The organism is Arthrobacter sp. YAF34, assembly GCF_052113245.1.
Taxonomy (GTDB): domain Bacteria; phylum Actinomycetota; class Actinomycetes; order Actinomycetales; family Micrococcaceae; genus Arthrobacter.
Genome location: NZ_JBFRCV010000003.1, coordinates 1 through 26124 on the forward strand (window position 1 = coordinate 1; position 26124 = coordinate 26124).

General features: G+C 67.3%; 25 protein-coding genes and 1 pseudogene. 11 read left to right on the top strand and 15 right to left on the bottom strand.

Annotated features, from left to right (window positions below; translation table 11 throughout):
- Window positions 1-435: pseudogene (locus AB4Y72_RS04425) on the top strand (hypothetical protein); the annotation flags it as partial.
- 15 nt (window positions 436-450) lie between these two features.
- On the opposite strand, the gene AB4Y72_RS04430 reads toward AB4Y72_RS04425, so the two are convergent.
- A complete protein-coding gene (locus AB4Y72_RS04430) occupies window positions 451-1779 on the bottom strand; it encodes a CAP domain-containing protein (protein WP_441424970.1) in 1329 nt (442 codons plus the stop codon).
- Between the two features lie 200 nt (window positions 1780-1979).
- On the opposite strand from AB4Y72_RS04430, the gene AB4Y72_RS04435 reads away from it, so the two are divergent.
- The 5 genes from AB4Y72_RS04435 (at window position 1980) to AB4Y72_RS04455 (ending at window position 5042) form a co-directional block, all read left to right on the top strand.
- Window positions 1980-2570, top strand: a complete 591-nt coding sequence (locus AB4Y72_RS04435) for a metal ABC transporter solute-binding protein, Zn/Mn family (RefSeq protein ID WP_441424971.1) — start codon at window positions 1980-1982, stop codon at window positions 2568-2570.
- Window positions 2567-2767: a hypothetical protein gene (locus AB4Y72_RS04440; protein WP_441424972.1), complete on the top strand. Its 201-nt coding sequence runs from the start codon at window positions 2567-2569 to the stop codon at window positions 2765-2767. Before AB4Y72_RS04435 ends, AB4Y72_RS04440 begins: the two co-directional genes overlap by 4 nt.
- A gap of 146 nt (window positions 2768-2913) precedes the next feature.
- On the top strand, window positions 2914-3504 hold the full coding sequence (locus tag AB4Y72_RS04445; protein ID WP_441424973.1) for a hypothetical protein: 591 nt from the start codon (window positions 2914-2916) through the stop codon (window positions 3502-3504).
- A 144-nt stretch (window positions 3505-3648) separates the two neighbouring features.
- The gene (locus AB4Y72_RS04450) at window positions 3649-4389 is read left to right on the top strand and encodes a YcnI family copper-binding membrane protein (protein ID WP_441424974.1); all 741 of its coding nucleotides are present in this window, start codon (window positions 3649-3651) and stop codon (window positions 4387-4389) included.
- A gap of 89 nt (window positions 4390-4478) precedes the next feature.
- Window positions 4479-5042, top strand: a complete 564-nt coding sequence (locus AB4Y72_RS04455; protein WP_441424975.1) for a copper resistance CopC family protein — start codon at window positions 4479-4481, stop codon at window positions 5040-5042.
- Window positions 5043-5574: 532 nt separating this feature from the next.
- On the opposite strand, the gene AB4Y72_RS04460 is transcribed toward AB4Y72_RS04455, so the two are convergent.
- Window positions 5575-6099, bottom strand: a complete 525-nt coding sequence (locus AB4Y72_RS04460) for a hypothetical protein (protein ID WP_441424976.1) — start codon at window positions 6097-6099, stop codon at window positions 5575-5577.
- Between the two features lie 1027 nt (window positions 6100-7126).
- A complete protein-coding gene (gene ychF / locus AB4Y72_RS04465) occupies window positions 7127-8212 on the bottom strand; it encodes a redox-regulated ATPase YchF (RefSeq protein ID WP_441424977.1) in 1086 nt (361 codons plus the stop codon).
- Between the two features lie 119 nt (window positions 8213-8331).
- On the opposite strand from ychF, the gene AB4Y72_RS04470 reads away from it, so the two are divergent.
- The gene (locus AB4Y72_RS04470) at window positions 8332-9570 is read left to right on the top strand and encodes a DNA recombination protein RmuC (RefSeq protein WP_441424978.1); all 1239 of its coding nucleotides are present in this window, start codon (window positions 8332-8334) and stop codon (window positions 9568-9570) included.
- 31 nt (window positions 9571-9601) lie between these two features.
- Here the strand turns inward: AB4Y72_RS04470 and AB4Y72_RS04475 are convergent, their stop codons facing one another.
- Both AB4Y72_RS04475 and AB4Y72_RS04480 read right to left on the bottom strand, forming a co-directional pair.
- Window positions 9602-10690 carry a 4-hydroxy-3-methylbut-2-enyl diphosphate reductase gene (locus AB4Y72_RS04475; RefSeq protein ID WP_441424979.1) on the bottom strand — a complete coding sequence of 363 codons (1089 nt, stop codon included), beginning with the start codon at window positions 10688-10690 and terminating at the stop codon, window positions 9602-9604.
- A gap of 9 nt (window positions 10691-10699) precedes the next feature.
- Window positions 10700-11560: a hypothetical protein gene (locus AB4Y72_RS04480; RefSeq protein WP_441424980.1), complete on the bottom strand. Its 861-nt coding sequence runs from the start codon at window positions 11558-11560 to the stop codon at window positions 10700-10702.
- A gap of 204 nt (window positions 11561-11764) precedes the next feature.
- Between AB4Y72_RS04480 and xseA the strand changes: the two genes are divergently transcribed.
- A complete protein-coding gene (xseA, locus tag AB4Y72_RS04485) occupies window positions 11765-13048 on the top strand; it encodes an exodeoxyribonuclease VII large subunit (RefSeq protein WP_441424981.1) in 1284 nt (427 codons plus the stop codon).
- Window positions 13049-13187: 139 nt separating this feature from the next.
- The gene (locus AB4Y72_RS04490) at window positions 13188-13415 is read left to right on the top strand and encodes an exodeoxyribonuclease VII small subunit (protein ID WP_441424982.1); all 228 of its coding nucleotides are present in this window, start codon (window positions 13188-13190) and stop codon (window positions 13413-13415) included.
- Between the two features lie 13 nt (window positions 13416-13428).
- On the opposite strand, the gene AB4Y72_RS04495 is transcribed toward AB4Y72_RS04490, so the two are convergent.
- The 9 genes from AB4Y72_RS04495 to AB4Y72_RS04535 form a co-directional block, all read right to left on the bottom strand.
- Entirely contained in the window at window positions 13429-14283 is an 855-nt protein-coding gene (locus AB4Y72_RS04495; protein WP_441424983.1) for a polyphosphate kinase 2 family protein, read from the bottom strand.
- Window positions 14284-14353: 70 nt separating this feature from the next.
- Window positions 14354-15574 (bottom strand): pyridoxal phosphate-dependent aminotransferase, encoded by a 1221-nt coding sequence (locus AB4Y72_RS04500; RefSeq protein ID WP_120950967.1) that lies wholly within the window; start codon window positions 15572-15574, stop codon window positions 14354-14356.
- Between the two features lie 128 nt (window positions 15575-15702).
- A complete protein-coding gene (locus tag AB4Y72_RS04505) occupies window positions 15703-16668 on the bottom strand; it encodes an ABC transporter substrate-binding protein (RefSeq protein WP_441424984.1) in 966 nt (321 codons plus the stop codon).
- Window positions 16665-17411: an ABC transporter permease gene (locus AB4Y72_RS04510; protein ID WP_441424985.1), complete on the bottom strand. Its 747-nt coding sequence runs from the start codon at window positions 17409-17411 to the stop codon at window positions 16665-16667. The genes AB4Y72_RS04505 and AB4Y72_RS04510 overlap by 4 nt, the downstream gene beginning before the upstream one ends.
- The gene (locus AB4Y72_RS04515; protein WP_441424986.1) at window positions 17408-18142 is read right to left on the bottom strand and encodes an ABC transporter permease; all 735 of its coding nucleotides are present in this window, start codon (window positions 18140-18142) and stop codon (window positions 17408-17410) included. The genes AB4Y72_RS04510 and AB4Y72_RS04515 overlap by 4 nt, the downstream gene beginning before the upstream one ends.
- The gene (locus tag AB4Y72_RS04520) at window positions 18142-19245 is read right to left on the bottom strand and encodes an ABC transporter ATP-binding protein (RefSeq protein ID WP_441424987.1); all 1104 of its coding nucleotides are present in this window, start codon (window positions 19243-19245) and stop codon (window positions 18142-18144) included. The genes AB4Y72_RS04515 and AB4Y72_RS04520 overlap by 1 nt, the downstream gene beginning before the upstream one ends.
- Before the next feature lie 239 nt (window positions 19246-19484).
- Window positions 19485-20657 (bottom strand): ribosome small subunit-dependent GTPase A, encoded by a 1173-nt coding sequence (gene rsgA / locus AB4Y72_RS04525; RefSeq protein ID WP_441424988.1) that lies wholly within the window; start codon window positions 20655-20657, stop codon window positions 19485-19487.
- 435 nt (window positions 20658-21092) lie between these two features.
- Window positions 21093-21548 (bottom strand): NUDIX hydrolase, encoded by a 456-nt coding sequence (locus AB4Y72_RS04530; protein ID WP_441424989.1) that lies wholly within the window; start codon window positions 21546-21548, stop codon window positions 21093-21095.
- Between the two features lie 35 nt (window positions 21549-21583).
- Window positions 21584-22537: an N-acetylglucosamine kinase gene (locus AB4Y72_RS04535; RefSeq protein ID WP_441424990.1), complete on the bottom strand. Its 954-nt coding sequence runs from the start codon at window positions 22535-22537 to the stop codon at window positions 21584-21586.
- 36 nt (window positions 22538-22573) lie between these two features.
- Between AB4Y72_RS04535 and AB4Y72_RS04540 the strand changes: the two genes are divergently transcribed.
- Complete coding sequence (locus AB4Y72_RS04540) at window positions 22574-23614, top strand: nitronate monooxygenase (protein WP_441424991.1); 1041 nt, start codon at window positions 22574-22576, stop codon at window positions 23612-23614.
- Window positions 23615-23663: 49 nt separating this feature from the next.
- Here the strand turns inward: AB4Y72_RS04540 and AB4Y72_RS04545 are convergent, their stop codons facing one another.
- The gene (locus AB4Y72_RS04545; protein WP_441424992.1) at window positions 23664-24686 is read right to left on the bottom strand and encodes a LysR family transcriptional regulator; all 1023 of its coding nucleotides are present in this window, start codon (window positions 24684-24686) and stop codon (window positions 23664-23666) included.
- A 117-nt stretch (window positions 24687-24803) separates the two neighbouring features.
- On the opposite strand from AB4Y72_RS04545, the gene AB4Y72_RS04550 reads away from it, so the two are divergent.
- Window positions 24804-26120, top strand: a complete 1317-nt coding sequence (locus AB4Y72_RS04550; protein WP_441424993.1) for an MFS transporter — start codon at window positions 24804-24806, stop codon at window positions 26118-26120.
- The last annotated feature ends 4 nt before the right edge of the window (window positions 26121-26124 follow it).

Below are 26124 nucleotides of genomic sequence, written 5' to 3' on the forward strand. Positions count from 1 at the left end.
ACGTACGGCTACGCCATGGCCTTCGACGATGCCAATTTGCGCGGCGTCCCCGATCCGGCGCACCATCTGTGGTGGCTGGACGTGGAAACCGGGAACAGCTGGTCACCCGATACCACTGCTAACAGGGCGGACCTGGAGGGCATGACCGCGTACCTGCGGAGCACCGGGGCGGAAGTCGGCATCTACTCCACCGTTTCCCAGTTCAGAAAAATTGCCGGCACAGTCGATCCGGGCAGCAACCTGGACCGGCTCAAGAACTGGATCCCCGGAGCGGCGTCGACGGCGTCCGCACAGGCGAACTGCGCGTCCACTCCGCTCACAACCGGCGGGACCATCACGCTGACCCAATTCACCGCCGGAGACCTCGACTACAACTACCAGTGCCCGACAACCCCGTCGAACCCCTCAGCCCTGCACCCGCCGGAAGTACTTTGACCCCATCAGCGCCGGTTAGTTTCGGAGTGCCACCTTGGTCCCGGTGGCGGCGGACCAGATGATACGGCCTCCTTGGTAATCCTGGGCGATCACCCCCGGGGCGAGGACGTATTCATCGCTCACCGGGTACCCAAGGAGGCCGCCTTCATAGCCCTGCGCGGCCCAGGCAGACCGAATCCCGCCCCACGAGATGTGGGCACCGGTGGTGGGCGACCAGTAGATCGTCCCGTACTGGAAGTTCTGATAGGCGCCGCTGTTCGCCGCGGGTATCTCATCGGAGGTGGGGTAACCCATCCGGCCTGCCTCCGAGCCCTGGGTCCCCCACTTCGCCGAAATGCCGCCCCACACCGTATGGGCCCCGGTGGTGGGCGACCAGTAGATCATCCCGTACTGGAAGCTCTGAGAGGCTCCGCCGTTCGCCGCGGGTATCTCATCGGAGGTGGGGTAACCCATCCGGCCTGCCTCCGAGCCCTGGGTCCCCCACTTCGCCGAAATGCCGCCCCACACCGTATGGGCCCCGGTGGCGGCCGACCAGTAGATCATCCCGTGCTCGAAGCTCTGAGAGGCGCCGCCGTTCGCCGCGGGTATCTCATCGGAGGTGGGGTAGCCCATCCGGCCTGCCTCCGAGCCCTGGGTCCCCCACTTCGCCGCTATGCCGCCCCACACCGTGTGGGCACCGGTGGCGGCCGACCAGTAGATCATCCCGTGCTCGAAGCTCTGGTAAACGCCGCCGTTCGCCGCGGGCGCCTCCGGCGCGGTCGGTTGCCCCAGGCGCCCTGCCGCGCATCCCTGCGCCACCCAGGCGGAAAGAACCGCACCGTTTCGCACCGGTATCGTTCCCGCGCCCGGATATCCGGCCAGGTTGGAAACCACCAGGTGGTACCCCGCGTAGGGCCCGGACTTGGGCACGGTGTAGCCGATCCCTACGTCAGTGGCGCAACCGGAGAGCATTGCGTCGCGGTGCGCGGGAGAACCAGCCCACCAGTCGACGATGTCAGCGGGTGAGAAATTGAAGCCGATGATTTCGCGGTACCAGTCCGAGCCGGCCGGTATCTCGTTCCCGCCCGCGTCCGGGCGGTGGATCGTTGCGAAGCTGAACGTCGGACTGTTCGTGGCCGTAGCGAGATGGTTTGACCAGTCCTGGGAAATATTCGAGATGGACTGGTTCCACCGCAGAGCCGGCAGCCCTTCCGTCGCCCGTTGCGCGTTCATCAGGTCCAGGACTTCTTTAGCGTAGGGATCCTCGGAGGTGGAGGCGCTGGCTGCCCCCGCGGGTGAGGAGAAAAAGCAAAGCGCAGCGACCGTGACGGCAGCGGACACGCGCCGCCCAATTCGTGTGTACATGAGACCTGAGTTTTCTGTTGTCTGAACGGCCCTCCGGTCCGCCACAAGGCGGTTCCCATCCGGTCGGGGCCGCCCCCATGGTAACCGAGCCGGGCAACAGGCTTCGGAATCCGCTACTGCCCCCCTGTGAACATACATGGACGAGTTCCACGTATGCGTGACGAGATTCATTCTCATTAACTAGTGACAGTGGACTTGCCATGCACCAAGGAACTTTTACGCGGGCCCAACGTACGGCCGTCGTCGCCGCTGCGGCGGCCGCGGTCCTGCTGACCGGCTGCAGCACGGCCGGAACGACTCCGGCACCCGGGTCGAAAACGGTGGAGGTTGTAACCTCCACTGACGTTTACGGCGACATTGTCCACGCGATCGGAGGCGACAAGGTCCACGTCACCCCGATCATCCACACCACCGCCCAGGACCCGCACTTCTACCAGGCCACCACCCAGGTCTCCACGCAATCCCCCGCCGCGGGCACGGATTTCAACGAAGACCTCTGGTACAGCTTCGACACCATGGGCGCGTTCGCGGGCACCCTCTCCAAGAACCTTGCCGGCATCGACCCGGCCAACACCGGGACCTACACCGCCAATACCGCCCGGTTCAAAGCCGACCTCGGCAAGCTCAAAGACCTCGCCGCCGCCCTGAAAGCACACCACACCGGCGGGGCCGTCGCCATCACCGAACCCGTGCCCCTCTACCTCCTCCAGGCCGTCGGGCTCGTCAACAAAACCCCGCAGAATACAGCCATGCCATCGAAGCCGGCCAGGACGTTCCCGCCGCCGTCATGAACGACACCCTGGACCTGATCTCCACAAGGTCCGTGAAGTTCCTCGCCTACAACAACCAGACCACCGCCCTCAAGGACGCCGCCACATCAGCCGGAGTACCCGTCATCGACTTCACCGAAACCCTCCCCGCAGACCAGACCTACCTGCAATGGATGAGCGCCGACGTCGACCACATCGACAAGACCCTCCAAGGCTGACCCCGGCTCGATCACGCACGGCCTCTCCTGCGCCCCTTTCCCGTTGCACTCGATCGACATTGCCGGCCGCGTGATTACACGCCAGGCCCCGGCTTTCTCTAGAGTGGAGACCGGCAACATTTCGGGATGGAAGGGCGGGGGTTGGCATGACGGCTCCGTTCCGCTTCCCCCGTGCCCTTACCTTTACCGCCGCCATGTTCGCCCTGGCGGCCGGTGCCCACGTGCTGGCCGGCGGTGCCCTGCCCGGGCCGGCCATCCTCGCCGGGCTCGTCACCCTGGTGCTGGCACCGGTGATGATCCTGGCCAAAATCAGGATCACTGCCCCGGTGATGGCCGGGCTTCTCGGTGCCGGCGAGCTGGTCCTGCACGAGGCCTTCACTGCCCTGTCAGTGTCGACAGGGTTCACTCCCGTTCCCGGGGGGCATCTGCACGGCACCGGCCCGGGGCCCGCTTCGGCGGGGGCCCTGATGCCGGAGCACGCCGCAGCCCCCGGGACGCTGATGCTGATCCTGCACGCCGCAGCGACGCTGGCCACCGCCCTGGTCCTGGCCCGCGGCGAGGCCGCCGTGTGGGCGCTGGCCGCGTGGCTGAGACCCCTGGCCCGGATCCTGACTGCGATCATCATTCCTGACTGGCCGCACGTTCCACCCCCGCAACTGATCACCGTTCCTTCCCGGTGGAGAAGCCTCAGGCTGCCCGCCCTGCGCGGGCCGCCGCCTGTTCAGCCCGCTCTCTGAGCGGCACCTGCCCCTACGCCGCTGACCCCGCCGGCCCTGCCCATGAGCAGGGACTCCGCTGCCGGGAGCCTGCTGTGTTTCCCTCTCCCTGCGCCGCCGCACGAGCGGCCCTCTTTGGCGCACCCATTTTTTGGAAGGCAACTCATGAAAACCTCAATCCGTCGCACCCTCAAAACCCTCACCGCCGTCACCGCTTCGGCCGGGATGATCGCCCTGGGCGCCACCGCGGCCTCCGCCCACGTCACCGTGAACCCTGACGACACCGGAGCCAACGGTTACACGCACCTGACGTTCAACGTCCCGAACGAATCCCCGACCGCGAAGACCAGCAAACTCGAAGTCAAGCTGCCGACCGACACCCCGTTCACCTCGGTTTCGGTCAAACCCGTCGAGGGCTGGAGCGCTAAGGTCATCACCAGCGAGCTTCCCAAGCCGGTCACCGTGTCCGGCACAACGGTCACCAAGGCCCCGAGCTCCGTGGTCTGGACCGCCGACGCAACGCACCAGCTCGGACAAAACCAATACCAGGCGTTCTCACTCTCCGTGGGCAAACTCCCCGCAGCAGGGACGACCGTGACCCTGAAAGCGGCCCAGACCTACACCGACGGGACCGTCGTGAACTGGGACGAAGCCAGCGCCGAGGGTCAGCCCGAGCCCAAGCACCCGGCCCCGTCCTTCACCACCACCGCCGAAGACGGCACCGACCCCGCCGCCGCATCGGCATCGGCTGCAGCGTCCCCGGCGGCCGCTGCCCAGGCCCAGGAGACCTCCAGCGACTCGGCAGCGGTGTGGGGCATCGTCTTGGGCGCCGCCGGATTCGTCCTCGGCGCAGCCGCGCTGAGCCTGGTCCTCGCCGGCCGGCGCACCCGCAGCGCCGCCAAGTAACGCAGATAAGTAACAACAACCTCGGGGCTGTGGCGGGACCTCCGTCCCGCCACAGCCCTGAGGTTCCCGCCCTCTGAAAGGACCCTCCCATGAAGACAACGCTCCGTCACGGTCCGAAAGTCCGGCTCACGCGATACCTGGTGACCCTCGCCACGGCAGCACTCCTGATCGTTCCCGCCGCGGCGGCGCAGGCCCACGATGTCCTCGAAACCACCGACCCGGACAACGGCTCCACGGTCCGCACCGTTCCCGCAAAGATCGGCCTGACCTTCGACCACACACCGATTGCCATCGGTTCCGTCGTCCGCGTCGAAGACGCCACCGGCACCGACCAGGCCGACGGGCCCGTGACCATCGTGGACAATCACGTCACCCAGGCCGTCAAAACCGACGCCCCGGAAGGCAAATACAAGGTGGTGTGGCGGGTCGTTTCCTCCGACGGCCACCCCATCGAAGGGACCTTCACGTTCACCGCCGACGCTGCCAGCACCCCCCGCACGGCAACGCCGGCGCCGGCCCCCGCCCCTGCCGGTGCCGGCATTCAAACCGAGCTGATCACGGCAGGAGCAGTCGGGATCGTTTTGCTGATTGCGCTGGTCGTGGCCGGAATCTTCGTCAAGCGCCGCCTCGGCGGTCCGAAAGCGGAGAGCTAAGCAGCCAGATCGCCTGACCCGCGGGTCGCAATAGGTGGGGGGCGAGTCCGGCGACGCCGGCGAACCGGTCCGCGGTTTCGAAGACTGTGAGGTCGCCGCTAACGGGCGCCACGGACACCTGCGGGCCGGAAGGGGGAGCTCAGCCCGATGATTCTCTAGGGCGGCCCGTCCAACGCAGAGCGCCGGCCAGTCCCGTTTCAGGATCCCTCACAGGGCATGCCTTGAGGTGCCCCGGTCGGTGTCGCCAATACCAGTACTATGCGGTGGCCGGTCGGTGGTTTGGAATACAGACCGATTACGTCAACGCCATTCCCACAATCAGTCGATAGGAGCTCTGACTTGGCCGGAGTCCATGGGCCGAACGTGATCGATCTCGTGACACTCGACCCCTCCCGTAACGAGTACGAACTCATCATGACCGAAGGGCGTCCATGGTCGCACGCACCCGAACAACTCACGCAGCTGAGGGAGAAGATCAACAAAAGCCGGGGCAGTCCCCATTCAACGTGCGCCCGTTGCTGTTGAACCGCTGTCAACCGATCATGTAGGCGAAACCGCGCCTGTCCGAGGCCACCGCGTGAACGAAGGCTCTGGCTTTATAAAGGAACGCGGTGGCATAGGCCAACTCGGAGTCCAGCAACTGACCAGACGACTGGGCCCCGCTCAGGCCGGCTTTGATGTCGTGGCCGTTGATCGTCTCAAGGTCCCGGGCGATAAGTGCGACGTCATGAGGCGGAAGTGCGCGCACCCATGGACGCCATGTAAAACCATCGTCGGCGTATGTAACCTGCCCTTCGAACATTCGATAGGCCGCCCTGGCTGCAGCACCCGAAGAGCGCGGAGCAGTGAGCCATTGCAGGTACGGCCATGCCTTGTCGAGGTAGAGGAGGTCGCGCTCCGGCAGGGATTGCCTGAAGTCTGTGACGCCCTGCGTGAAGCCAGGTTCGAGACCGCACGCGTCCGCGAGCGGGTCGGAGCCGATCACGGTGAGTGGGTCAGCAAGTGCCTTCCTGGTCTGATCGCTGTCGAACGCGTATGCGTAGTATCGGATTCCCATACGACGATTCTGAACGGGCAGCACGCTGCGTAGGCCAGAAACCTGCCATGTGTGGACAACCGAGGCCACGGCCCAGTGGTCGTCAGACATTATGTCGTCAGGCATTAAAGAGAATGGTCTCACCGGATGCATCGCCGGAGCGCCTTACGTAGCTCACTCGCAGCCGCAGTTTGCAGCTATTTCCTGCGGACATGCCCTCTCGCACCCCTATCCGGCGAACGTGCCCCCGCGAGCCCCTACCAAACGGCCATGCCCCTGGCCTGCCTGACCCACTGGAGGACATGCTCATTCATACCGCCCTTCATCTGGGGATATGTCCACTCGTGAGCCGTCTAGGAGGACATGCACTCTCTTACCCTCTTTCCCGGTGGGACATGCTCATTTGCCGACGTTGCCGGCGGACATATAGACATTCTGTCTCGTCCTGCCCAGCAAAAGAGGACATGTCCAATCGTCGTGAGGCGGCGCCAGCCCTCAGGCATGAACCTGTCCAGGCCGGCACGACTGGAGGGCATCTCCCTTCGACAAAGGGGCCACGCTTCCCGCCCAGCAGGGTCAGACAGATGAAGCCTTAGGAACGTCGGTGAGTTGCGTGCGGTTAAAGATTGCTTGATCACGGCTCGGCCATAAGCCTGTGAATTCGACGCGGTTACCGCTCACGCGTCGGGCTCAGCACGCACTTCATCCAAGGCTGACGCGCCAGCCGCCCTGGCCATGCGGTACTCGGAAATGTCCCACATCTTTTCCAACAGCTCCAACAACTCAAAGTCGTCAAGCCCGATCGCACGCCATTCCTTGTGATTCGCACAGGTCCCGCAACGCAGCTGGACCGTCCACCGGCACCGGACAAGCCACCACGCAGCTCCCCGGATGGGTGGCTAGTACGTGCATGCTCCTCGTCCTCGCGGCCAGACACGTCTTCGATTCCGACAACTTAAGCACGCCCAGCCCAGTTGGCCAGATGATCCCAAAACGCCGCCCGGCACACGAGTACCGGGCGGCGTCTTACCAGGATGAGCATCAGGAACTAGACGTTGAAGCGGAACTCCACAACGTCGCCGTCGGCCATAATGTATTCCTTGCCTTCGATCCGGACCTTGCCGCGGGCCTTCGCCTCGGCCATGGAGCCGGCCTCGACGAGGTCGTCGAAGGAGACCACCTCGGCCTTGATGAAGCCGCGCTGGAAATCGGAGTGGATCACGCCCGCCGCCTGCGGGGCGGTGTCGCCCCGGCGGATGGTCCACGCGCGGGTTTCCTTGGGGCCGGCCGTGAGGTAGGTCTGCAGTCCCAGGGTGTGGAAGCCGACGCGGGCCAGCTGGTCCAGCCCGGATTCATCCTGGCCGTTCATTTCCAGCATCTCGCGGGCTTCCGCCTCGTCCAGCTCCACCAGATCCGACTCGAGCTTGGCGTCCAGGAAGATGGAGTCTGCCGGGGCCACAAGGGCGCGCAGTTCCGCCTGCTTCTCCGGGCTGCCCAGGATTCCCTCGTCGGCGTTGAAGACGTAGATGAAGGGCTTGGCCGTCAGCAGGCCCAGTTCCTTGAGGTGCTCCATCTCCAGCTTGTCGCGCTTGATGGACGAGAAGATGGTGTCGCCGCGTTCCAGCACGGCCTGGGCAGCAAGGATGGCTGCCAGCTCGGCCGCCTCGCGTTTTTTGATCTTGACTTCTTTTTCGATCCTGGGGATCGCCTTTTCGATCGTCTGCAGATCGGCCAGGATCAGCTCGGTGTTGATCGTCTCCATGTCGGAGCGGGGATCGACCTTGCCGTCGACGTGGATGACGTCGGGGTCATCGAACACGCGGACAACCTGCGCGATGGCCTCGGCCTCGCGGATGTTGGCGAGGAACTGGTTGCCCAGGCCTTCGCCCTCCGAGGCGCCCTTGACGATGCCGGCGATGTCCACGAAGGACACGGCGGCCGGAAGCAGACGCGCGGACCCGAAGATGCCGGCCAGCTTTTCAAGCCGGGAGTCCGGCAAGTTCACGACGCCGATGTTGGGCTCGATCGTGGCGAACGGGTAGTTCGCTGCGAGGACCTGGTTGCGGGTCAGTGCGTTGAAAAGGGTTGATTTGCCGACGTTGGGCAGTCCGACGATGCCAATAGTAAGTGCCACGAGCATATATTCTACCTGCCCCGGCTGGGGATTGTTGCGGCGGCCGGCAGGGGCGCCAGTTCAGGGGCCTTCCGGGCGTCGCGGCCAAAACTGTCACAGGTGCATGCCACAGTGAAGTCATGGATGCTTTTGCACTGATTCTTGCCCTGTTCATGCTGCTGTTGGGCGCCGTGGCCGGCGCCGCCGGGGTCTACGTGCCGCTCCGCCGGCGCTACCTCGCCGTGGAGCAGGACTTCGACGGCGTTTCGGCGCGCCTGTCCGAGGTCAGTTCGCAGTTCGCGGCCGCCGACGCCGAGAGGCGCCTTCTCGCCGCCCAGAACCGGGAACTGGGCGATTCCCGGACCCAGGACGGCAGTGTGCTCCGTGCGCTGGCGCCGGTGGCGGAAAAACTCACAGCGGTGCAGCAGCAGGTCTCGCTGCTGGAGCGTGACCGGCTGGAGCAGTACGGCCAGCTGGCCCAGCAGCTGCAGGAGGCCCGTCTGTCTGACGAGCAGCTGCTGCGCTCCACACATGCGCTGGAGTCTGCCCTTCGCTCGAACAGCGCCCGCGGCCAGTGGGGCGAGGTCCAGCTGCGCCGGGTGGTGGAGGCAGCCGGCATGCTGCGGCATGTGGATTTCCACGAACAGGTCCACAGCGGACAGTCCCACAGCTCCGCATCCGACGGCGCCCTCCGGCCCGACCTCGTGGTGCAGCTGCCCGGCGACAAGCAGCTGGTGGTGGACGCCAAGGTGCCGTTGGCGTCGTACCTCGCCGCACAGGACCTCGGCGCGTCCCAAGCCGGCCAGCAGTCCTCGCAGCTGCCCGGCAGCCAGCAGGTCCACCTGGCCGCCCATGCCAAGGCCCTGAAGGCCCACGTGGACGCGCTGGGCAGCAAGAAGTACTGGGACATCCCCGGCAACTCCCCGGAGCTGGTGGTCTGCTTCCTGCCGGCGGAGTCCATTCTCGCCGCCGCCCTCACGGCGGACCCGGCGCTGCTGGACTATGCGCTGTCCAAGAACGTGGTGCTGGCCTCGCCCGGGACCTTGCTGGCGGTGCTGAAGTCCGTGGCGTTTACCTGGCGGCAGGACGTGCTGACGGACAGCGCCCGGGAACTCTTCGAGCTCGCGCGGCAGCTCTATGACCGGATGGGGACGCTCGGCGAGAACGTCACCAAACTGGGGTCTTCGCTGAAGACCTCGGTGGAGCGGTACAACTCCATGGTGGGAACCCTTGAGGCCCGGGTGCTGCCTACCGCCCGGAAGCTGAACGCCCTCGAAGCGACGGGCCTGGCCACTTCCCCTGCCGTCGAGGTCACGCCGCGTGCGGTGGCGGCCCCGGAGCTGCAGTCGCGGGACGAGCCGGAGGAGTCAGCGGCGTAGGACCGCCGCCGGGCCTACGACTGCTCGGGGCCTACGACTGCTCGGGGCGGGTGCCGCGGCCGCCAAGGGCGCGCGAGACGTCGCCCGCCTGCTTCAGCGTGGCCCGGAGCTCCTTCGGCAGGGAAAAGAGCAGGTCTTCCTCCGCCGTGACGACCTCCTCGACCGACCCGTAGCCGTAGTCGGCCAGGAGCCGCAGCACGTCCTTGACGAGCACTTCCGGGACTGACGCCCCCGAGGTTACGCCCACGGTGGCGACGCCCTCGAACCAGGCCTCGTCAACCTCGTTGGCGAAGTCGACCCGGTAGGAGGCCTTGGCACCGTATTCCAGCGCCACCTCCACGAGGCGCACGGAGTTCGACGAGTTGGCGGATCCCACCACGATCACCAGGTCCGCCTTGGGTGAAATCTTCTTGATGGCCACCTGGCGGTTGGTGGTGGCGTAGCAGATGTCGTCGCTGGGCGGATCCTGCAACGTGGGGAACCGCTCCTTGAGGAGCCGGACCGTCTCCATGGTCTCGTCCACGCTGAGGGTGGTCTGCGAGAGCCAGATGACCTTCTCCGGGTCGCGGACCGTGACCTTGTCGACCTCGTGCGGGCCGTTGATGATCTGGATGTGCTCGGGTGCCTCGCCGGCGGTGCCTTCTACTTCCTCATGGCCGTCGTGGCCGATCAGCAGGATGTCGAAGTCGTCCTTGGCGAACCGGACCGCTTCGCGGTGGACCTTGGTCACCAGCGGGCAGGTCGCGTCGATGGTGCGCAGGCCACGATCCTCGGCGGATTGAACGACGGCGGGCGAGACGCCGTGCGCGGAAAAGATCACGAGGGCGCCTTCCGGAACCTCATCAGTCTCGTCGACGAAGATTGCGCCCTTCTCTTCCAGGGAGCTGACCACGTGGACGTTGTGCACGATCTGTTTGCGGACGTAGACAGGCGGGCCGTAGTGCTCCAGGGCCTTTTCCACTGCGATGACCGCACGGTCGACGCCGGCACAGTAGCCGCGCGGCGCTGCGAGCAGGACCTTTTTGGGACCGGCGACGGGGGCCGCCGCCAGGACATCTTCCGGTGAACGCCGCCGGCGCGGAACGGATGGCATCGGAACGGAAACAGCGGTGGTGGTCATGCCCCCATGCTACCGGTGTTCGATGTTGCCCCGCTTGCGGCCGCCGACAACGCGGAGAGCAATACCGGCGACCAGCAGGACTGCTCCCACAAGGCCGGCAGCAAGAATCCACTGGCCGAAGCTGGCCGAACACGCCGCGACAAATTCGCTCTTGAAGAGTTCCGCCACGTCGTTTCCGCTCGAGGTCGCGGCGACGGCCGTGCCCGCGGCGTCGCTGGCCAGTTTCCACACCCCGGCGAGCACCAGCGCTCCGACGCCCATGCCGACCAAGACGGTCCACCGGCGCCGGGCGGCGACGAACGCCAGGACGAAGGCTATGCCCGCGCCGACGGCGACGGCATAGCCCATCGGGGCGTAGACGGTGACCCGTTCGATCAGCTGGCGCTGGTCGGAGTGCCCGATATTGATGAGCACTTGGCCGGGGGCCTTCAGCGGAATGCTCGTTGTGTCCGAAATCTGCTTCGCCACAAGCCCCGCAAGAGGTGCGACATCCAGGGTGAGGGACGAGCTGCCGTCAGCTTCCGGCGGCAGCGTGCTGGGGTCCGCGAACGTGAGGCGGTGGCTCTTGCGCAAGGTTTCGGCCCAGGCGTCGGGGTAGCCGGGCAGTCCGGTGAGCGACTGGGCCGCTTTGTCCAGGACCGGGCGGGCAAGTTCCTTGAGGACATCGGGGATGTTGGCGCCGGAGGCCAGCGTGCCGACGGCGGCCGTCGCCAGCCGCTGCTGGAACGCCGGGTCCTGGCCCAGCGGTGCGGTCAGGGCTACGAAGCCGTCCTCTTGGACGATGTTCCGGTCCACCCACATGGCAGGAACGGCGACGGCGGCCATGAGGAGCCCGACAAGTACGGCGGCGGCGGAGACAAAAGTGCGCAAAGGAGTCCTAGGAGGTCGTTGGGTTGCCACCCATCCTATGGCGGGCCCGGTCGTGGTCATAAAGTCAGCCCCCGGTGGTAGAGCTATGGATAGAGTTGAACGAGATAACTTCCTGCGGACATGCAGTAACGGGCACCCAGCAAAGGACACGCACGCATATGCACACGGCACTCCACGAGGCACGCTCAGCCAAGGAGCCCACGCATGCCTGAGGAGGCGGCGGCCACCACGCTACCGGCCACCGCGGCCCAAACCAGCCCCGACAATCCCTGGCCGCTGCAGTTGCTTTCCCAAAAGCTCAAGATGCACATCGACCGCGCCCCCTCCGCCTGGGTCGAGGGCCAGGTAATTGAGCTGAACAGGCGCGGCAGCAACGCCTACCTGACCCTGCGGGACATCGACGCCGAGATCTCCTTGCCGGCGTCGGTCTGGACCACCGTGCTGGACCGCCAGAACGCTCCGCTGGAACGCGGATCCCGGGTTGTGGCACTCCTGAAGGCCGAATTCTGGCTCAAGACCGGCCGGCTGAACATGTCCGTGAAGGACATCCGGCCCGTCGGGCTCGGCGACCTCCTCGCGAGGATCGAGCGGCTCCGCCAGGCCCTCGGCGCGGAGGGGCTCTTCGCCGACTCCCGCAAGAAACGGCTCCCCCTGCTCCCGCACCGGATCGGCCTAATCACCGGACGCGACTCGGACGCCAAGAAGGATGTGCTGCGCAATGCCGCCCTGCGCTGGCCGGCCGTCGAATTCGAGATCCGCGAAGTCGCAGTCCAGGGCAACACGGCCGTGGCCCAGGTGATCGCTGCATTGCGGGAGCTGGACGGCCACCCCGAGGTCGACGTCATCGTCATTGCCCGCGGCGGAGGCGCCCTCGAGGACCTCCTGCCGTTCAGCAACGAGGAACTCATCCGGGCTGTCGCGGCGGCATCCACGCCCGTGGTGAGCGCGATCGGGCACGAGGCGGACCGCCCGATCCTGGACGACGTCGCGGATCTCCGGGCGTCAACACCGACGGACGCCGCGAAGAGGATTGTTCCGGATGTCGCCGAAGAGCTCATCCGGGTGCGGCAGGCGCGGGATCAGCTGCGGCGCGGCGTCACCCGGCTCGTGGAACGCGAAGGCGACCGGCTGGCGTCCCTGCGCTCCCGCCCCGTGCTGCTGTCCCCCGGGGTGATGATTACCCACCGCCATGACGACGTCGAGCGGCTCAAAGTCCGTTCGCACTCGGCCGTCAGCACGGCTGTGGTGCGGGCCGCCGATCAGCTGGTCCACCTCAAGGCCCAGGTGCGTGCCCTTTCGCCGCAGAAGACGCTGGACCGCGGCTATGCCGTCGTGCAGCTCGCTGACGCCGGAACCGCCCCGGGGGCGCACCGGGACGTGGTGCGGCACCCGTCGCAGGTGCCCGCCGGGACGGACCTGACGGTACGGGTGGCCGGCGGAAAGTTCGCCGCGCAGTCCACCGGCGGCCAGGAGCCGGCCGAGGAGTGACCCGCGGGACCTTGACGGGGCTCAACCGTGCTCAACCCGCCACCCAACTCCCGGAGCCCCTCGATCACGGATGCGACTCCGCGAAGCGGACCCAAACACACGAGACACAGCGACACCAGACAAACCAAGGAGCACCTACATGGCAGCAGAATCATCCCCGAACGCCGACGTCGAGGCCCTCAGCTACGAGGACGCCCGCGAGCAGCTGCTAGGGGTGGTCGGCAAGCTGGAGGCCGGCGGCGCCAGCCTGGAGGAATCGCTCGCGCTGTGGGAACGCGGCGAGGCGCTGGCCAAGCGTTGCGAACAGTGGTTGGAAGGCGCCCGCAAGCGCCTTGCCGCAGCCCGGGACCAGGCGGCAGAAGGCTAGGCGCCTGCCTACTTCAGGACCGCAGCACCAGTTCCCGTTCCATGTCCACATCGAATTCGGGAACCGGCCATTGCAGCTTGAGGCCTTCCAGCGCTTCGAGGAGGAGCTGCTGCACGGCGATGCGGGCGTACCACTTCTTGTTGGCCGGCACGACGTGCCAAGGCGCCAATTCGGTGTTGGTCTTGTCGAAGGCCTTCTGGTAGGCGTCCATATAGTCTGCCCAGAAGGCCCGCTCCTTCAGGTCCGTAGTGCTGTATTTCCACAGTTTGGCGGCGTCGTCCAGCCGGGCCAGGAGGCGCTCCTTTTGCTCGTCACGGCTGATGTGCAACATGACCTTGACGATCTTGGTCCCGGCCCGCGCCTGCCGGGCCTCAAACTCGTTGATGGCCTGGTAGCGGCGCTCCAGTTCCTCGGGGCTGGCCCAGCGGTGGACGCGGTGGATCAGGACGTCCTCGTAGTGGGAGCGATCGAAGACTCCCACCATCCCGGCGGCCGGCACTTCCTTCTCGATCCGCCACAGGAAGTCGTACGACTTTTCTTCCGGAGTGGGCGCCTTGAAGGACTTCAACTGGACCCCGTGCGGATTCATGGCGCCCATAACGTGGGTGACGATGCCGCCCTTGCCGGCGGTGTCCATGGCCTGCAGGATCAGCAGGATTCGTTTGGTCCCGCCGAACCGGGACTCGGCGAAGAGCTGCTCCTGGAGCTGGGCGAGTTTGTCGTCCAGAGCGTCCAGCAGTTCCTCGCCATCGGGCTTGTCGCCGTCGTAGCCGGGCGTCGAACCGGGGTCCAACGCCTTCAGGCTGAAGCCCTTCCCGACCTTCAGGAGTTTCGAGGGGTGGTCATCGAATGTCGCGGAGCCTGCCATCAATGCCTCTTTCCGGTTTGCGCAGCCGTGGACTGCGGGGCGAGAGCCCCGTTGCGCTGCTGACCGAAGCCTAGTTCCCCTTGTACCGGCTCAGGAAGTCCGCCATCCGGTTGATCGCTTCCTCCAGGTCCTTGACGTTGGGCAGCGTCACCATCCGGAAGTGATCCGGCCGGACCCAGTTGAACGCCCTGCCGTGGGAAAGCAGGATCTTCTGTTCGCGGAGCAGGTCCAGAACGAATTTCTCGTCGTCGCGGATGTGATAAACCTCGGGGTCGAGCTTCGGGAAGAGGTACATGGCGCCGCGGGCCTGCTGCGTGCTGACGCCGGGGATGGCGTTGAGCATGTCGTAGGCCTTGTTCCGCTGTTCCAGGAGCCGGCCGCCGGGCAGGATGAGGTCATTGATGCTTTGGTAGCCGCCGAGGGCGGTCTGGATGGCGTGCTGGGCCGGCACGTTGGCGCAAAGCCGCATGTTGGCGAGCAGGTTGATGCCCTCGAGGTAGTCCGCGGCGTCTTTTTTCGGGCCGGAGATGGCCATCCAGCCGGCCCGGAATCCGCAGACCCGGTAGGCCTTGGAGAGGCCGCTGAAGGTCAGGCACAGGACGTCGTCGCCCGTCAGCGAGGCGAGGTTTACGTGCACCGCGTCTTCGTAGAGGATCTTCTCGTAGATTTCGTCGGCGAAGAGCACGAGGCCGTGCTTCTCGGCGAGGGCGACGATTTTCTTCAGCGTCGCTTCGGGATACACCGCACCCGTGGGGTTGTTGGGATTGATGACCACGATGCCCTTGGTGCGCGGGGTGATCTTCGCTTCCAGGTCCTCGAGGTCGGGCTGCCAGCCGGACTCCTCGTCGCAGAGGTAGTGGACGGGCTTGCCGCCGGCCAGGGCAACCGAGGCGGTCCACAGCGGGTAGTCCGGGGTGGGGATCAGGACCTCGTCGCCGTCGTCGAGCAGGGCCATGAGCGACATGGTGATGAGTTCGCTGACGCCGTTGCCGAGATAGATGTCATCCACGTGGATGTTCTGGATCCCGCGGGTCTGGTAGTACTGCGAGACGGCCGTGCGGGCGGAGAAAATGCCGCGGGAGTCGCTGTAGCCCTGGGCATGGGGCAGGTGGCGGATCATGTCCACCAGGATCGCGTCCGGCGCTTCAAACCCGAAGGGGGCCGGGTTGCCGATGTTCAGTTTGAGGATGCGGTGACCCTCCGCCTCCATCTGCTGGGCGGCCTGAAGAATCGGTCCACGGATGTCGTAAAGGACATTATGAAGCTTGGTGGACTGCTTGAATTCTGCCATTCATCAAATATGCCATATGGAGGATGTTCTTCCGCTGAGACATGACTCACATGCCGGCGCTAGGAGCTTGTCAACCACGTGTCAGTGGCGCATCAGCAATGTGCCTGTGACGTGCCGTGAGCCGCCGGCTACTGCTTGACGAAGCCCTTCTCCTTCAGCCACGCGGCCGCGGCGTCCTTCGGATTCTGCTTCTGGCTGCCGCTGACGGCACGGTTGAGGTTGATGAGGTCGTCCGTGGTGAGGACCTTGGACACGGCGTTGAGGGCTTCCTTCGCCTTGTCCGTCATCTTGGCGGAGTTGTAGAGCGGCAGGACCTGCTGGGCGATGAAGTTGTTCTTTGGATCCTCCAGCACCACGAGGTCGTTGTCCGGGATGGACGGAGTGGTGGTGTAGATGTCGGCGACCTGGACCTGGTCCGAGAGCAGCGCCTTGAGCGTGACGGCGCCGCCGCCGTCGCTGAACGGCTCCAGGCTCTTGGGCACGCAGTTGTAGTTCTTCTTCAGGCCGGGCAGCCCGTACGCGCGCTCGGAGAACGTTGCCGGGGCGCCGATGACCAGGTCGCCGCAGACCTTCGCCATGTCTTCGATGGACTTGAGCTGGTGCTTCTCGGCCGTGGCCTTCGTGACCACCATGGCGTCCTTGTCCTCGGCCTTCGAGGCGTCGAGCACCGCGAGGCCCTGCGGCAGCTTGGTCGGGAGTGCCTTCATGATGTCCTCGGCGGAGACCTCCGTGGCGTCCTTGTTCACGTACAGCAGCAGGTTGCCGCTGTAGTCGGGTACGACGTCCACCGATCCGTCCTGGACCGCCTTGATGTAGACCTCACGGGAGCCGATGTTCGGCTTGGTGCTGGCCGTGACACCGGCGGCGTTCAGGGCGCCGGCGTAGATCTCGCCCAGAATCTGGCTCTCGGGGAAGTCAGCGGAGCCGATCACCAAGGCGCCGCCGGAACCGGACGCGGCGCCGCTGCTGGCCGGGGCCGAGCTCAGCGGGTTGGATGAGCCTCCGCAGGCGGACAGGGCCATGGCCAGGCCCACGCCTGCAGCCAGGCCGCCGAATGCGCGCCTGCCTAGGGCTCGTTGGCGGGATTCCTTCATGACATACCTCCTTGAACAACAGTCTCCGCGAATACGGGGTCTGTGAGATCAACCGCAGCCTGCTGGCTGCGGTTTGGCTGGGACGAGGCTCCCCGTGACAGGAACAGCCTCTGAATAAGGGCAAGGACAAGGTCGACGGTGATGGCGAGGGCAGCGATCAGCAGGGAACCGCCCAGCATTTGCGGGAAGTCGGATAGCACAAGCCCGTCGAACAGGTATCGGCCCAGGCCGCCCAGGTTGATGTAGGCCACCACCGAGACGGTGGCGATCACCTGCAGCACGCCGGTCCGGAATCCGCCGTACATCACGGGCAGTGCGTTGGGAAATTCCGCACGGAACAGCACCTGCATCTCGGTCATGCCCATGGCGCGGGCGGCATCCACCACGTTGGCATCGACGCTCGAGATCCCGGCGTAGGTGCCGGCCAGCAGGGGCGGGACCGTCAGGATCACCAGGGCCCAGATCGGCGGCATCAGCCCGATGCCGGCGAGCAGGACGAACAAGGTCAGCAGGCCGAGGGTGGGCAGGGCCCGCAGCGCGCCGGCGAGGGCCACGATGGCCACCCGCCCGCGGCCGGTATGGCCCACGAACAGGCCCACCGGCACAGCGATCGCGATGGCGATCACCATGACGAGCCCGGTGTACTCCAGGTGCTGGACAAGCCGCACCGGAATCCCGTTGCTGCCGCTCCAGTTCGCGGGATCGGTGAGCCAGTTGAAGGTGTCCGTGACGACGTTGCTCATGCGGTGCCCCCGGCCTTGGACTCAGAGAAGGGCCGCGCCCCGCCCCGCGGCCCGGCCGCTTCGCTACCGGCTCCGGGTTTCGCGGCTCCGGCCGGCCCGGCAGCCCGCGTCCACGGAGTCAGCACCCGTTCCAGCAACACCAAGAGGGAGTCCATGAGGAGTGCGAGGATCAGGATGGCGATGATGCCCACCACGACCTCGGTGACGAAGTCCCGCTGCAGGCCCGAGGTAAACAGCATCCCCAGGTTCCCGATCCCCAGCAGGGCGGCGACGCTCACAAGCGAGATGTTGCTGACGGACACCACCCGCAGGCCGGCGAACATCACGGGCAAGGACAGCGGCAGGTCGATGTGGAAGAACCGGGCCACCGGCGTGAAGCCCATGGCGACCGCGGCCTGGCGAAGGTCCTCGTCCACGGAATCAAAGGCGTCCAGGGCTGCGCGGACCAGCAGCGCCACCGCGTAGATGGTGAGGGCGACCACCACATTGACGGGATCCAGAATCCGGGTTCCCAGAATGGTGGGCAGGATGATGAAGAGCGCCAGCGAGGGGATCGTGTACAACAGCGAGGACCCGGTGAGCACCACGGAGCGGAGCCCCCGGTTCTGCCGGGCAAATTGGGCCAGCGGGATGGAGATCACCAGGCCAAAAATCATCGGCAGGACGGCGAGGACAAGGTGCTGGCCCGCGAGCGTGAACACCTCAGCGCTGTTGGCCAGGAACCATTGCATCAGAGACCTCCATGCCGGACATTGCGGTCGGACTCGATCACGGCGAGGACTTCAGCCGCGGCGATGACCCCGGTCACCCGCCCGTCGTCGTCCACCGCGACGCCAAGGCCGGATGGGGAGGACAGGGCCGCGTCCAAGGCCCGGCGGAGGGTGTCCCCCTTGCGGAAGAGCGAGCCGCCGGGCACTGTCTCCGGGGCGGGGCCAGCACCGGTGCGGGGGCCGGCCCAGCCGAGGGGACGGAGCGCGCCGTCGACCACCAGCTGCCATTCGCCGGAACTGCCCTCCTGCAGGAGCTGGTCGGGCGTGACCGTGCGGATGGGGTGGAGCGTGACGCCGTCGGACGGACTGAAGCCCAAGTGCCGGAAGCCCCGGTCCCGGCCCACGAAGGAGGCCACGAAGTCGCTTGCGGGGGCCCGCAGGATCTGTTCCGGGGCGGCGTACTGCGCCAGCCTGCCACCGAGGCCGAACACGGCCACCTTGTCGCCCAGGACGGTAGCCTCGTCGATGTCGTGGGTGACAAAGACGATGGTCTTGGCGAGGTCGCGCTGGAGCCGGAGGAGCTCCTGCTGCAGCTCGTCGCGGACCACGGGGTCCACGGCGCTGAAGGGCTCGTCCATGAGCAGCACGGGAGGATCGGCCGCCAGGGCACGCGCCACGCCTACGCGCTGCTGCTGGCCGCCCGAAAGCTGGGACGGGTACCTCTTGCCGAGCGTGGAGGCCAGTCCGACGACGTCGAGCAGTTCCTGCGCGCGCTTGCGGGCATCGGCTTTGGAGACCCCGTTGAGCCGGGGAACGGTAGCGATGTTGTCCAGCACGGAGCGGTGCGGCATCAAGCCGGAAGACTGCATGACGTAGCCCATGGAACGCCGCAGCTGAGCCGCGGGCACCGAGGTCACGTCCGCCCCTCCCACGGTGATGACGCCGGATGTGGGTTCCACCATGCGGTTGATCATCCGCAGCGAGGTGGTCTTGCCGCAGCCGGAGGGTCCGACGAAAACCGTAATGGCGCCCTTGTCAATGGACATGGTTAGCCCGTCAACCGCGGCCTGGCCGCCTTGGTACTGCTTCGTGACGTTTTGGAACTCGATCATGGCTTCGGCCATTTCCGGGCTTACCTAACTGTTGGCGCAACATCGAACGGACCAGCCTACTGTTCTTCAGTGTGCCGGCCATAAAGCAGTTAGCACTTAGACTAACCAGCACTCATGACAAAGTCATGGAAATGCGGCCAGCGACGCAGCGGCTCCTGTATGGCTTCGGAACCATAACGATGCCGGATGGGTGGCGCACCGGAAGGCATCCGACGCGCCACCCGCACCACGCTGGCAGGCCGCGGTGTGCGTCAGGGCGAGCGACGCCGGCGGCCCTTGGAACCTCTCTTGCCACTGCCATGACCGTTCTTGCCGCTGTTCTTGCCACTACCGTGACCCGGCGCGTTCTCCTGGCTGTCCCGTTCGGCCGATCGTTGGCTCTTGCCCGCGACCGCGATCTTCTGGTGCCATTCGCGCTGGTAGGCCCGCCGCGCCGCCGCATCATGGCGGCGCGCAAGTGCGGCGAGTTCGCGCTGCAGCTTCAGGTAGCTGGCCCAGCGGCGCTCATCGAGGATGCCGTCGGCGAGCGCTGCCTGGACTGCGCAGCCGGGTTCCCGGCCGTGCGCGCAGTCCGAAAAGCGGCATTGAACGAAGAGTTCCTCGAGGTCCCCGAACATTTCTTCCATGCCGGCCCCGGCGTCGAAAATTCCGAAGCCGCGCACCCCCGGCGTGTCCATCAGCACGGCGCCCCCGGGCAGGGGAACGAGCTCGCGGGATGTGGTGGTGTGCCGGCCTTTGCCGTCGCCCGCTCTCACGGCGCCGGTCTCCTGGGCAGCAACGCCGGCCAGGGCGTTGATGAGCGTGGATTTCCCGGCGCCCGAAGGGCCCAGCAGGACCAGGGTGCCGCCGGGCGGCAGATGACTTAGCAGTTGGTCGAGTCCGTCGCCGTGCTCGGCCGAGGTAGTGACGACATCGACGCCGGCCGCCTGGCGGACCACCGTCCCGACGACGTCGTCCGCCAGGTCCGCCAGGTCCGCCTTCGTGATGATCACGAGCGGCGTCGCTCCCGAGTCCCAGGCCGCGACGAGGGTCCGTTCCAGCCGGTTGTGCGTGAGCGGACGGTCCACCGGGACAACGATGCCGACGACGTCCATGTTGGCACCCAGGACCTGCGCCTCGGACGAGGACTCGAAGGCGCGCTTGCGGCTCAGTTCCGAATGGCGCGGCAGGACGCCCGCGATGACGGGCTCGCCCGCTGCGTTCCGGCCCAGCCAGACCCAGTCCCCGGTTGCGGGAAGCTCCCCGTCCCGGGGATAGGGCAGGTGGCAGGTCACGTCGCCGTCGGCCACCAGGACGAGGTTGCGGTCCACCCGGATGACGCGGCCCGGCCGGTGGCCTCCCGGCACGGGATGGGCCGCGAACCGCTCCGCGGTGCCGGCCGTGTAGCCGTAGCGGACAGGGCCCGCGAGGTGGTCGTCACACAAGGGGCCCGGCCTAAGGGACCGGGCCGGCCCGGTTGGACGGGGCACAGGCGACGTGGTGCCGGACGAGGTGGCTTGGCGGGCGTTGCGCGCGCCCGGAGATGCAGCATTATTGGTCAACGAAAACCCTTTGGTGGGGCCCCGTACTGCGGCGCGAACGCACGCCAGCGGCGTGCGGTGCTGCGGGCGTGGAGACTAGCGCTGGGCTGCCGCTTTAAGGCTGGGCTGCCGCTTTAAGGCTGGGCTGCCGCTTTATGGCTAGGCTGCGCTGCGGGACGGGGCAGGAGTAATGACGTGGCGTGTATCGGTGCGCTGCGCGCTCAGAAATATCGCTTTCATTGCTTCCACCTCCCCGTCATGGGACTGCTGCCTGTTCCGCAGGGGCTGCTCCCGGCGGCTCCTACAGAATAGCCAAGGGGCCCGTGCCTGGCTAGAGAATTAGCCGGAAAGTTTTCCGTTCAGCGGCCTCTCGCGGTACAGCCGCAGCCCGGCGTCCACCAGCGAGACCCGGTTCAGCTCCGCCACGCCGTCCAGCGGGATCCAGGCCGCATGGGTGGTGCTGCCGTTGACCTCGTGGCGCAGTTCCCCACCCGTGATCGTCGCCTTATAGACGAGCCGGAGCGACTGGAAGTCCCGCTCGCCGCCGTCGAGCCTGACCTCGGAAGGCCAGTGCCCGACGTCGATCCCCAGCATGACGCCGATCTCGGCGTCGTAGCCGGTTTCCTCCTGGATCTCGCGGCGGCACCCGTCAACGGGGTGCTCGGCCAGGTCCAGGCCGCCGCCGGGCAGGGTCCAGCCCTCGCGGCCGTCCTGTTTCCAGTACGCCAGGAGGATCTCGGCGTCACGGATAATCACGGCGTAGGCGGCGGGCCTGGTGTCGAATTGCATGCTCATCCTCCCAGCGTAGTGGCCGCCGGTTCTACCGCCGGCTACTCCTGTTCCGCGACCAACTGGAGCACCCCGAAGACCGGCTCCTGCTGCAAGACCCGGACATCGGTGATCCCGGCGGCGGCCAGTGCCGCGCGGAACGACTCCTGCAGCCGCGGCACGTTCATGCCGAGCCCGCTGCCCAGGATGACGGGGCCCTCGATGCCGAGCTGCCTGACGGTCTGCGCTGCCAGGTCCGCGAGGTCGCGCCCGGCCTGGTCCATGAGGGCCTGGCTCGGTGCATGGCCGGCGTCCGCGGCCTCCACCACGAGCCGGGCCTGCTGGGCCCAGAAGCGGCGTCCGGTCTCGGGTGAGTGGAACAGCGCGATCAGTTTGTTCGGGTCATCCACCCCGCAGGATGCCAGGAGTGCCCTGGTGAGTTCGTCCGGTTCGAGCCCCTGGTTCATCCGGCGCAGGCTGTGGCGGACGGCCTCCCGGCCCAGCCAGTAGCCGCTGCCTTCGTCGCCGAGCAGGTAGCCCCAGCCGCCGGCCCGGGCTTCCTCGCCGCGGCCGTTCCTGCCCCACGCGGCCGAGCCGGTGCCGGCGATCACGGCGACGCCGGTGCTGGCGCCGCCCGCGGCGAGCAGCAACCGGGAGTCATGGACCACCGTGACCCGGGCGCCGGGCACGTGCGGGGCAATCAGCGCCGCAAGCGCCGCGGCGTCGTCGTCGGTGTCGATGCCGCCGGCCCCGGCGTAGACCTGGGCCACTGCTCCCCCGCCGATCCTGCCGAAGAGTTCCGCCAGGTTGCGGGCCGCTTCCTCGGGGCTGACGTTCTGGACATTGGCACTGCCCACCGACTCGTCGGCCACGGGCAGGCCGTCCTCGAAACGGACACCCCGGGTCTTGGTGCCACCGATATCCAGGCCGATCACGGCACCCGTCGTCGCCGGGGCGGATGGCGTGGTGGAAGATGGAACGGAGTCCGCCGCCGGCGGGAATTCAGTGTTAGTCACTGGAACAGGTTACTGAATCGCTGCAAGGAGCCCGCAATGCCCCACGATCTTTTCGGCACACCCGTCATCGCGGCACCCATGGCCGGAGGAACCTCAACGCCGCCCTTTGTCGCGGCGGTGCACCGGGCCGGCGGACTCGGCTTCCTGGCCGCCGGCTACAAGAGCGTGGCGGCCATGCAGGCGGAAATCCGCACCATCCGGGAGTCCGGCGCGCGGTTCGGCATGAATGTGTTCGTTCCTGATCCGGCCCAGCTGGCGCCGTCCCGGGCCGCACTGGCGGGGCTCGAGGAGTACCGGCAGCGGCTGCGTGCCGATGCCCGGCGTTACGGTGTGGAGCTCCCGCAGCTGCGGCTGGATGACGACGACGAGTGGCGGGGCAAGGTCGACGCCCTGCTGGCGGATCCCGTCGAACTGGTCAGTTTCGCCTTCGGGCTCCCGGGCGCCGACGTCGTGCGGGCCCTGCAGCGGGCCGGGTCGGCGGTGCTGGCAACTGTCACCACCGCGGCCGAGGCCCGGCGTGCGGCCGAACAGGGCGTGGACGCCCTGGTGGTGCAGCACGCCAGCGCCGGCGGACACAGCGCTGCGTTCCTGGCGGCGGAGCGGCAAGAACCCCAGCCTGGCGGGTCCGGCGGCACGACGGCGGAGCTGCTCGCGGAGGTGCGGTCCGCCGTCGGACTCCCGCTGGTGGCCGCGGGCGGCGTCATGGACGCGGCCGGGCTCGACGCGGTGCTGCGCGCCGGAGCCGCGGCAGCACAGCTGGGCACTGCCTTCTTGCGGACGGATGAAAGCGGCGCCCGGCCACTGCACAAGGACGCGCTGGCGGATCCACACTTCACCCGGACGTCGCTGACGCGTGCCTTCACCGGCCGGTGGGCCCGTGCCCTGGAGAACGAATTCGTCCGCGACCACCCCGATGCACCGGAGGCCTACCCGGCCGTCCACCACCTCACGGCACCCATCCGGGCCGCGGCTGCCGCAGCCGGGGACGCGGAGCGCCTCAACCTGTGGGCAGGCACGGGCTGGCAGCGGGCCCAGTCCGGACCGGTGGCCGGGATCCTGGCCGGTCTGCTGGGCTGACAGAACGAGGGTGCCGCTCACTAGCGGACCCGGTCCGGGCTCGCCCGGCTCAGCTTCCCGAGCGTTCGCGCACGAATCCTGCCAGGAGCTCAGGGCCGTCCCGCAGCACGAGTTCGCGGAACAGCCGCACGGGGTCAGGCTCGGCATCGGCCCTGGCATCCGCTCCCCCGCGGCGTTCCCGCCAGGCCAGGCCGATCTCGCGGAACGCCAGGGCCGAATCCAGCGGAATCTCCACCCACCCAAGGCCGCCGTGGTCGGTTCCGGTGTCTGGTCCCTCGCCTGCCGGCGGGAGGTGCCGGCCGGGTGCGGAACCGCCGGGCGGCAGGATGCTGACGCCCAGCCCTGCCGAGACGAGCCCGCGGACGGTGTGCGAGTCCTGGCTCTCGAAGGCAATGCGGGGGCGGAATCCGGCCTCCCGGAACAGCGCATCGGTCAGCGAGCGCATGCCGTAGCCGGGTCCCATCGCGACGAATGGCTCCTGGCGGAGATCGGCAACCCGTGCCCGACGGCGGCCTGCGAGCGGATGCCGGTGATGCACCACCAGGCGGAGCGGTTCCCGGTACAGTGCGGCCGAACCGATGCTCCTGCCCGGGACGGCAACCGGGGCGGTAAGCGCCAGGTCCGCGGATCCTGCGGCCAGTTCGGCGAGGCAGCCGTCCCGGGATCCCTGGCTGAGGTCAAAGGCTGTCTGCGGATGCCGGCTCCGGAACGCGCTGATGAGCACCGGCAGCATGGCCTCGCCGAAGGTGTGCTGGAACGACACGGCGATCCGGCCCCGGACCACGTCCGATTCGTGCCGGACCCCAGCCAGGCCCGTCTGGAACTCGGCCAGGGCCGCTTCAATGTGGGGCAGAAGTGACTTCGCCGCCGGAGTCAGCCGCACGCCGCGGCCGTCCCGGATCACGAGGTCCGTCCCCACGATGGCGCTGGCACGCGCAACCGCCCGGCTCACGGTCGACTGTGGCAGGCCCAGGAGCTCCGCAGTCTCGGTAATGTGCTCCGTCCGGCCGAGTTGTGCCAGCAGCGGCAGGAGGGGAAGCAGCTGCACCAGCTGTTTGTGTTCTGCGTCCACGCTTTACCCGCCACCTTTCCCACCCCGGCCCGCACGTCGCACTATTCCATATTTGCTATCTATTCTATGGAAATCATGCATTGGAAGCATCCCTCGGGCAGGTTCTACGCTGAAGGCATGCCTCGCTTATCCGCCACCTCCACCACCACGCCCGGCCCCGGCCCCGGGCCCGCGCCGGGCCCGGTGTTGAGTCCCGCGCCCGCACCCGTCACGTGGGCCGGTCATCCGAAGGGCTCCGAGGCATACCGCCGGATCCTCGCCGGGCTCGCCTTCGCCGGCGTCGCGACCTTCGCCCAGCTCTACTCCACCCAGGCGGTCCTCCCCATCCTGGCCGCGGATCTGAAGATATCGGCCGCTGAGGCCGCGCTGACGATCTCGCTGGCCACCGTGGGCCTGGCCCTGACGGTGCTCCCGTGGTCCTTCCTGGCCGACCGGATTGGCCGGGTCCGGGCGATGATGTGGGGCATCAGCGCGGCGACCATCCTGGGCCTGCTGGTCCCCCTGGCCCCCAGCTTCCCCGTACTGCTGGGGCTGCGGATGCTGGAGGGCATGGCCCTGGGCGGCATCCCGGCCATCGCGATCGCATACCTCAACGAAGAGGTCAACAAGGCCCACGCCGCGCTCGCCGCGGGAAGCTACGTCGCCGGAACCACCTTGGGCGGCCTGGCGGGCCGGCTGGTCGCCGGACCGGTCGGCGAACTGTGGGGATGGCGGGCCGCGGCCCTTGCGGTCTCCGTTCTGGCCACCGCGGCGGCCGTCGTGTTTCTGCTCCTCGTGCCGCGGGCCCGGGGGTTCACCGCCGCAGCGGCGGGCGGCTTCCGGGGGGCCCTGCGCACGCTGTCCGGTCATGCCCGCAACCCCCGGCTGCTGGCCCTGTACCTCCAGGCGTTCCTGCTCATGGGCGGCTTTGTGGCCGTCTACAACTACCTCGGCTTCCGGCTCTCCGGGGCGCCGTTCAGCCTGCCCGCCACCGCGATCAGCCTGATTTTCCTGGCCTACCTCTCCGGCACCGTTTCGGCGCGCTGGGCAGCAGGGCTGACCCTGCGGTTCGGCCGGCGCACAGTCCTGATCGCCGGCACCGGGCTGATGGCGGCCGGCCTGGCCCTGACGCTCACCCAACTGCTGGTCCCGATTTTGGTGGGGCTGCTGCTGTTCACCGGCGGATTCTTCGCAGCGCACAGCATCGGTTCAGGCTGGACCGGGCTGATCGCCACGACCGGCCGGGCGCAGGCTGCCTCGCTGTACAACCTTGCGTACTACCTCGGCTCCAGCGTGCTCGGCTGGGCCGGCGGCCTGGTGTTCCAGAGCCTCGGCTGGACGGCCCTGGCCCTGACGGTCATTGGACTGGCCGGCGCGACGGCGGTGATCACCGCCGTCGCGCATCCGGCATCCGCGCCCGCCGCCGGAACCGGCCCGGCCGCCGCGTCCCGGTAGGCCC

Excerpts from the sequence above, each read along its gene's own strand:
- AB4Y72_RS04430 (WP_441424970.1), bottom strand. The coding sequence starts at position 1,779 with ATGTACACACGAATTGGGCGGCGCGTGTCCGCTGCCGTCACGGTCGCT.
- AB4Y72_RS04435 (WP_441424971.1), top strand. The coding sequence starts at position 1,980 with ATGCACCAAGGAACTTTTACGCGGGCCCAACGTACGGCCGTCGTCGCC.
- AB4Y72_RS04440 (WP_441424972.1), top strand. The coding sequence starts at position 2,567 with ATGAACGACACCCTGGACCTGATCTCCACAAGGTCCGTGAAGTTCCTC.
- AB4Y72_RS04445 (WP_441424973.1), top strand. The coding sequence starts at position 2,914 with ATGACGGCTCCGTTCCGCTTCCCCCGTGCCCTTACCTTTACCGCCGCC.
- AB4Y72_RS04450 (WP_441424974.1), top strand. The coding sequence starts at position 3,649 with ATGAAAACCTCAATCCGTCGCACCCTCAAAACCCTCACCGCCGTCACC.
- AB4Y72_RS04455 (WP_441424975.1), top strand. The coding sequence starts at position 4,479 with ATGAAGACAACGCTCCGTCACGGTCCGAAAGTCCGGCTCACGCGATAC.
- AB4Y72_RS04460 (WP_441424976.1), bottom strand. The coding sequence starts at position 6,099 with ATGGGAATCCGATACTACGCATACGCGTTCGACAGCGATCAGACCAGG.
- AB4Y72_RS04470 (WP_441424978.1), top strand. The coding sequence starts at position 8,332 with ATGGATGCTTTTGCACTGATTCTTGCCCTGTTCATGCTGCTGTTGGGC.
- AB4Y72_RS04475 (WP_441424979.1), bottom strand. The coding sequence starts at position 10,690 with ATGACCACCACCGCTGTTTCCGTTCCGATGCCATCCGTTCCGCGCCGG.
- xseA (WP_441424981.1), top strand. The coding sequence starts at position 11,765 with ATGCCTGAGGAGGCGGCGGCCACCACGCTACCGGCCACCGCGGCCCAA.
- AB4Y72_RS04490 (WP_441424982.1), top strand. The coding sequence starts at position 13,188 with ATGGCAGCAGAATCATCCCCGAACGCCGACGTCGAGGCCCTCAGCTAC.
- AB4Y72_RS04495 (WP_441424983.1), bottom strand. The coding sequence starts at position 14,283 with ATGGCAGGCTCCGCGACATTCGATGACCACCCCTCGAAACTCCTGAAG.
- AB4Y72_RS04500 (WP_120950967.1), bottom strand. The coding sequence starts at position 15,574 with ATGGCAGAATTCAAGCAGTCCACCAAGCTTCATAATGTCCTTTACGAC.
- AB4Y72_RS04505 (WP_441424984.1), bottom strand. The coding sequence starts at position 16,668 with ATGAAGGAATCCCGCCAACGAGCCCTAGGCAGGCGCGCATTCGGCGGC.
- AB4Y72_RS04510 (WP_441424985.1), bottom strand. The coding sequence starts at position 17,411 with ATGAGCAACGTCGTCACGGACACCTTCAACTGGCTCACCGATCCCGCG.
- AB4Y72_RS04515 (WP_441424986.1), bottom strand. The coding sequence starts at position 18,142 with ATGCAATGGTTCCTGGCCAACAGCGCTGAGGTGTTCACGCTCGCGGGC.
- AB4Y72_RS04520 (WP_441424987.1), bottom strand. The coding sequence starts at position 19,245 with ATGGCCGAAGCCATGATCGAGTTCCAAAACGTCACGAAGCAGTACCAA.
- AB4Y72_RS04530 (WP_441424989.1), bottom strand. The coding sequence starts at position 21,548 with ATGAGCATGCAATTCGACACCAGGCCCGCCGCCTACGCCGTGATTATC.
- AB4Y72_RS04540 (WP_441424991.1), top strand. The coding sequence starts at position 22,574 with ATGCCCCACGATCTTTTCGGCACACCCGTCATCGCGGCACCCATGGCC.
- AB4Y72_RS04550 (WP_441424993.1), top strand. The coding sequence starts at position 24,804 with ATGCCTCGCTTATCCGCCACCTCCACCACCACGCCCGGCCCCGGCCCC.